Below are 6,113 nucleotides of genomic sequence, written 5' to 3' on the forward strand. Positions count from 1 at the left end.
TTATGACACAACAAACTTACGACATTAGCGTAATTGGTGCCGGTTCATACGGCACCGCTTTAGCCATTTGTATTGCTCGTAATGGCCATAAAACTTTATTGTGGGCTCGCGATCAAGCACAAGTTGCACAAATGCAGCAGGATCGGGAAAACAGCAAATATTTACCCGGTATTGCGTTTCCGGCTTCGCTAGAGTTGGAATCAGATTTAGTTAAAACCGTTAGCCAAAGTAAAAATATTCTACTGGTTGTGCCAAGCCATGCATTTGGCGATATGCTAGCTCAAATTAAACCACATTTATTACCCGATGCATCTGTTGCTTGGGCAACTAAAGGGTTAGAGCCAGAAACAGGCAGACTCTTACAAGATGTGGCCAGAGAACAACTTGGCGATGATGCAACGTTAGCTGTGGTTAGCGGCCCTACTTTTGCTAAAGAAATGGCCGCAGGCATGCCAACCGCTATTTCGGTTTCATCAACCAGTAGCGAGTTTATCCAAACTTTATCTGATTTAATGCATTGTGAGCGCACTTTTAGAGTTTACAAAAATAATGACTTTACCGGTGTACAGCTTGGCGGCGCAGTTAAAAACGTAATTGCAATTGGCGCAGGTATGGCTGACGGTATTGGCTTTGGTGCAAATGCCAGAACCGCATTAATTACCCGTGGGCTAACTGAACTGTGTCGATTAGGCGCAGCCCTAGGTGCAAAACCTGAAACTTTTATGGGCATGGCCGGTTTAGGTGATTTAGTATTAACCTGTACCGATAACCAATCGCGTAACCGCAGATTTGGCTTAGCTTTGGGTCAAGGCAAAAGTGTTGAGCAGGCAATGACAGATATTGGTCAGGTAGTAGAAGGCTACCGCAATACCAAAGAAGTTTATATGCTAGCGCAACGAATGCAGGTTGAAATGCCAATCGTTAATGAAATTTATCAGGTGCTATACCAAGATAAATCCCCTAAAGAAGCCGCAGTTGCTTTATTAAGTCGTGAGCAAAAGTTTGAATAAATTTTATATTCTACTCCGTCTAGGAGTAGAATATAAACTGCATTATATAAATTAGCTGAAGCTATATTATTTGGTTATTAACAGAGTTAATTAACTTCTTTTACCATTTCATCAAATGACACTACACCGTTACGACCTCTTGATTTAGCTTCATACAAAGCTAAATCTGCTTGCTTCATAGCCTGCTCTAGTGTTTTAGCATTACAGCTTGAAACGCCTATACTCGCCGTTACTTGAATCTTTTTATTTGGGATTGTAAATTCAAAACTTTCAAAGTGGTGACATAAGAACTCAAACCGAAAGTAAGCTTCATCTAAACTAATATCCGGTAAAAATATACAGAACTCTTCTCCACCAAGACGTGCGACTATAGCATCCCGAAAGTGAGATGTGATTCGTTTAGCAGTCTCAACTAATACAATATCACCAGCATCATGACCAAATTGATCGTTAATTTTTTTAAAATAATCTAGGTCAATAATAGCAATACAAGCCTGAATCTGATTTTTACTTTCTTCAATATCATTTTGAGCTAATTCAAAAAATGTACGTCTGTTATACACTTTGGTTAAATAATCATGTCGAGCAGCGAATTGAACTTGAGCAACATATTCAATATATTCCAAGTTTCTGAAAACTCGAGCATAAAACTCTTCGGCATTAAAAGGCTTAGCCAAACAGTCATTAGCGCCATTTTTTAAAAACCGAGCAGAAATAATACTTTTAGGTGTAGCTGAAATAGCGATAATGGCTAAATGTTCTTGAGAATACTTTTTTCGAATTGCCTGAACTAATTCTATCCCACTCATTTTAGGCATAGTTTGATCAGTTAACACCAACTTGATGTCCGTATACTGATTTAATTTTTCCAGTGCCCCCTCCCCACTGGTTGCTTCAACCACATTAAAGTTATGCCTAACTAATAAGTTCTTTAAATATTTTCTGGTCGCACTTGCATCATCAACAATTAGAATTCTCACAGACAAATTTGTTTTCAGACGCAATAATAATTTAGCTACATAATCAAAAGAGTGAATTGTTTCTGTTGTAATATAATCAATAACTGTTTTAGCTAATACCGTTTCACGGATAGATTCATCTAGCAATTCAGTTAAAACAAACGTAGGTATGTCATGGCTGGTTAACAAATCAATTGCTTCACCATTTGGCGCATTTTTTATATTTATATCAGTACAGGCGCAAAAGTACTCCTCGTGCAGAGATAAATTTTTTTCTAACTTAAAATAGCAATCAATCACTTGGTAACTAAAGCCAAGTTTATCGACTAGGGCTGCGACTCGATTTGCGGTTTGAGGGTTTGAATTAACAATTAAAACTAAGTTTTTCATGAAACGGCAGCCAAAGTTATTCGATTTCTGCCGCTTTGTTTACTTTGATATAAAGCTTTATCTGCTTGAGTTATCATGGATTCTAAATCATCGTCTTGGAAAGTTAACCCAATACTTATAGTATATTGGATCTGATGCTGCAGATATGGAAGGTTTTGTTCGTGAATTTCTTTTCGCAAATTTTCTAATTGTTCTAGGATTATTTTTGGGTCTTCTGCTTGCAAGAATAAACAAAACTCTTCCCCCCCAAATCTTGAAGCGACTTGCTGAGGCAAAATATCGGTCGGAAAATAAGTTAATAAAGTGGCAGAAAGAGCTTGAATAACCTTATCACCTACATCATGCCCATAAGTATCATTTATAGATTTAAAATGATCTATGTCAATCATCACTACTGAATAAATTAGTGATTGCTGGCGAGCCTGCATTTTTAACTTAGGAACTTGTTCAAAAAAATACTGCCGGTTAACAAGCCCTGTTAAGTAGTCTGTATTCGCCAGATATTTAATTTTATTAACATATTCTATATTTTCAATATTTTGCATTACTCGACAATAAAAATCTTCATAACAAAAAGACTTAGGTAAAAAATCATTAGCTCCATTTTGAATAAATCGTGAAGATAAAGAACCTGCGTTATCCCCTGATAAGCCGATAATTGCAAGTTGGTCTTTTGCATAAAACTTTCGGACTTCACTGACAAAACGAATACCATTCATAATAGGCATCTCATGATCAGTAATAACTAATCGAATATCTGGATATTCAGCTAAAACAGCTAACCCTTGCTGCCCATCTTCTGCTTCAGAGATTAAAAAATTATGCCTTTCTAATAGCTTACATATATATTTTCTCGCTGACTTAGAGTCATCAACAACTAAAACTCGGATCTGTTTATTCAACTCCAGACGAGTTAATAACTTACCTAAATAATGATAAGTTTGCCCACTTTCTTTTGGAATATAATCAATCACGGGGCGATTCAAAATTTGCTCTCTGGTTTTTATATCTATTTGACCAGTCAAAACGATACTGGGAATCTTATATGTTAAAACCAGATCAATTGCTTCTCCTTTACTTGCATCAGGCAAATTATAGTCAATTGAAGCGACTTCAAACTGATGTCCTTGCTGTAATATTTCTTGGCATTGAGCAAAAGTTTCTGCAATTTTTACCTGAAACCCTGCTTTTTGTGCGACATGTTTGATGACTTTAGCAATAGGTTTACTATCTTCTATCACCAACATTGGTTTATTGTTTTCCAAAAGACAATCCTATCTATTAAGCAAGTTAATCTATTAAAGCACAATTTTTACTCACTGGAAAACTTTGATATATCAAAGAAAATATTAACAAGTTTCCAGCCTTGCATAAGCAACCATCAACCATTTACTGCCAACATCTTCAAAGTTAACTTCTACTCGGCTTTGGTTTCCAGCACCTTCAAAATTAGTGATAATGCCGTAACCAAATTTTGTGTGGTTAACCCTTTGGCCTAATGAAAATCCAGTTTCGTTAAAATTGTCTTGTTTGCTTTCCTGACTAAAACGTCCAGCGAAGCTGGGTCTGCTCACTTGATTATTCAACCTAACTTCTTCAATACAGTCAGCCGGTATTTCGCTTAAAAAACGGCTTGGTGAATGGTATTGATCTTTACCATAAATCCGGCGAGTTTCAGCGTGGGTGATATAAAGCTTTTGTTTGGCTCGGGTCATACCGACATAACAAAGGCGGCGTTCTTCTTCCATCCGGCCAGATTCTTCGGTGGTTTGAAGGCTTGGAAACATGCCTTCTTCTACACCTGCCATAAACACCAGCGGAAATTCTAACCCTTTGGCTGTGTGCAATGTCATTAACTGCACTGCATCCTGATGTTTATCCGCCTGATTTTCACCAGATTCCAACGCTGCATGAGATAAAAATGCACTTAAATCGCTTAACTCTGGTTCTGTATTATCAAATTGGCGACAGGCGGTAATTAGTTCTTCGATATTTTCAACTCTAGCCTGTGCTTTTTCACCTTTATCGTCCTGATACATTTGGTATAAGCCGGATTTTTTTATCGCAATATCTGCCTGCCGATATAAAGGTAAATCGTCAATTTCATTATCAATTTCACCAATTAATTCAATAAAACGTTTAATACTACTAGCGGCGCGTCCGGCTAATAAGGTTTTATCCAGCATTTCGCTGGCGGCATCCCACATGGTCGTTGAGTGTTGGCGGGCAAATTGACGAACTTGTTCGAGCGATTTATCACCAATACCACGAGTTGGTGTATTAACAATCCGCTCAAACGCAGCATCATCTTGGCGATTATTAATCAGGCGTAAATAAGCTAATGAGTCTTTAATTTCCTGACGGTCAAAAAAGCGTAAACCGCCATAAATTCGATAAGGAATACGCTCTTGCAGTAAAGCTTCTTCCAGTACACGGGACTGAGCATTGCTACGGTATAAAATGGCACTTTCGGCGAGCAAATTACCTTGATTAAACCAGTCTTTAATCCGACCAACAATAAATCTAGCTTCATCTAACTCGTTAAACGCTGAATATTCGGTGATCTGCTCACCATCGTCCGACTGAGTCCAAAGGTTTTTACCTAATCTGTCGGCATTATTGGCAATAACGGTATTAGCTGCTTTTAAAATCGTCCCAGTTGAACGATAGTTTTGTTCAAGCCGAATGGTATAGGCATCAGGAAAATCGTTTAAAAACCGTTGGAGATTTTCAACACGAGCACCACGCCAGCCATAAATAGATTGGTCATCATCACCGACTATCATCATAAAGTTATCGGCATCGGCCAGCATTCTTAGCCAAGCGTATTGGATACTGTTAGTATCCTGAAACTCGTCGACCAGAATATGTTTAAAGCGGTTTTGATAATGTTTTAATAATGCCGGATTTTTCAGCCAAAGTTCGTGTGCGCGTAATAATAACTCTGCAAAATCCACTAAGCCGGAGCGATCACAGGTTTGCTGGTACGCCTGATAGACTTTTTTCCAAACTTCTTCCTGCTGATTACCATAAGTTTCAATATGCTGGGCGCGCAAACCTTCGTCTTTTTTGGCATTGATATACCACATGGCCTGTTTGGGCGGCCATTTTTTTTCATCTAAATCGAGCGCTTTAACAACCCGCTTAATTAATCTAAGCTGGTCGTCTGAATCCAGAATTTGAAACCCTTCAGGCAAGCCTGCATCCATATAATGCAGACGTAACATGCGATGAGCTAAACCATGAAAAGTACCAATCCACATGCTTTGCACAGAGGTTTGCAATAAATCTTCAACTCTGTGGCGCATTTCGGTGGCGGCTTTATTGGTGAATGTCACAGCTAAAATTGAATGGGGCGATATATGCTCAACCTGCATTAACCATGCAATGCGTTGCACCAGCACTCGAGTTTTACCGCTACCGGCACCAGCTAATACCAGCATAGATTGCTGAGGAGCAGCAACTGCTTCACGCTGTTTATCGTTTAAACCATCAATTAAGTGTGAAATATCCATTCAAAAACCATTCTATTATTTTTAACACTGGTAAATTGTACTGGATAAACTAACAGTTCCCAAGTGAAGTAAGCAACTATTTATATTATTCAATTAATCAAAGATAACATCTAAGCTAGATACTTTATTTCAAACAGCTTTAAATCAGTGCTCAGTGCTCAGTGCTCAGTGCTCAGTGCTCAGTGCTCAGTGCTCAGTGCTCAGTGCTCAGTGCTCAGTGCTCAGTGCTCAGTGCTCAG

4 protein-coding genes are annotated in these 6,113 nt (G+C 38.4%); 1 reads left to right on the plus strand and 3 read right to left on the minus strand.

The genetic code is table 11. The annotated features are described in order from the left end of the window. Positions 1-2: 2 nt before the first annotated feature. The gene (gpsA, locus tag N7931_RS16290; RefSeq protein WP_262795409.1) at positions 3-1,010 is read left to right on the plus strand and encodes an NAD(P)H-dependent glycerol-3-phosphate dehydrogenase; all 1,008 of its coding nucleotides are present in this window, start codon (positions 3-5) and stop codon (positions 1,008-1,010) included. Positions 1,011-1,096: 86 nt separating this feature from the next. On the opposite strand, the gene N7931_RS16295 is transcribed toward gpsA, so the two are convergent. The 3 genes from N7931_RS16295 to uvrD form a co-directional block, all read right to left on the minus strand. Beyond that, the gene (locus N7931_RS16295) at positions 1,097-2,359 is read right to left on the minus strand and encodes a diguanylate cyclase (protein ID WP_262795410.1); all 1,263 of its coding nucleotides are present in this window, start codon (positions 2,357-2,359) and stop codon (positions 1,097-1,099) included. After that, the gene (locus N7931_RS16300; protein WP_262795411.1) at positions 2,356-3,624 is read right to left on the minus strand and encodes a diguanylate cyclase; all 1,269 of its coding nucleotides are present in this window, start codon (positions 3,622-3,624) and stop codon (positions 2,356-2,358) included. Before N7931_RS16300 ends, N7931_RS16295 begins: the two co-directional genes overlap by 4 nt. An 84-nt stretch (positions 3,625-3,708) precedes the next feature. Further along, the gene (gene uvrD, locus N7931_RS16305) at positions 3,709-5,874 is read right to left on the minus strand and encodes a DNA helicase II (RefSeq protein ID WP_262795412.1); all 2,166 of its coding nucleotides are present in this window, start codon (positions 5,872-5,874) and stop codon (positions 3,709-3,711) included. Between the last annotated feature and the right edge of the window lie 239 nt (positions 5,875-6,113).

Origin of the sequence: Catenovulum sp. 2E275, assembly GCF_025515275.1 — a bacterium.
Lineage (GTDB): Bacteria > Pseudomonadota > Gammaproteobacteria > Enterobacterales > Alteromonadaceae > Catenovulum.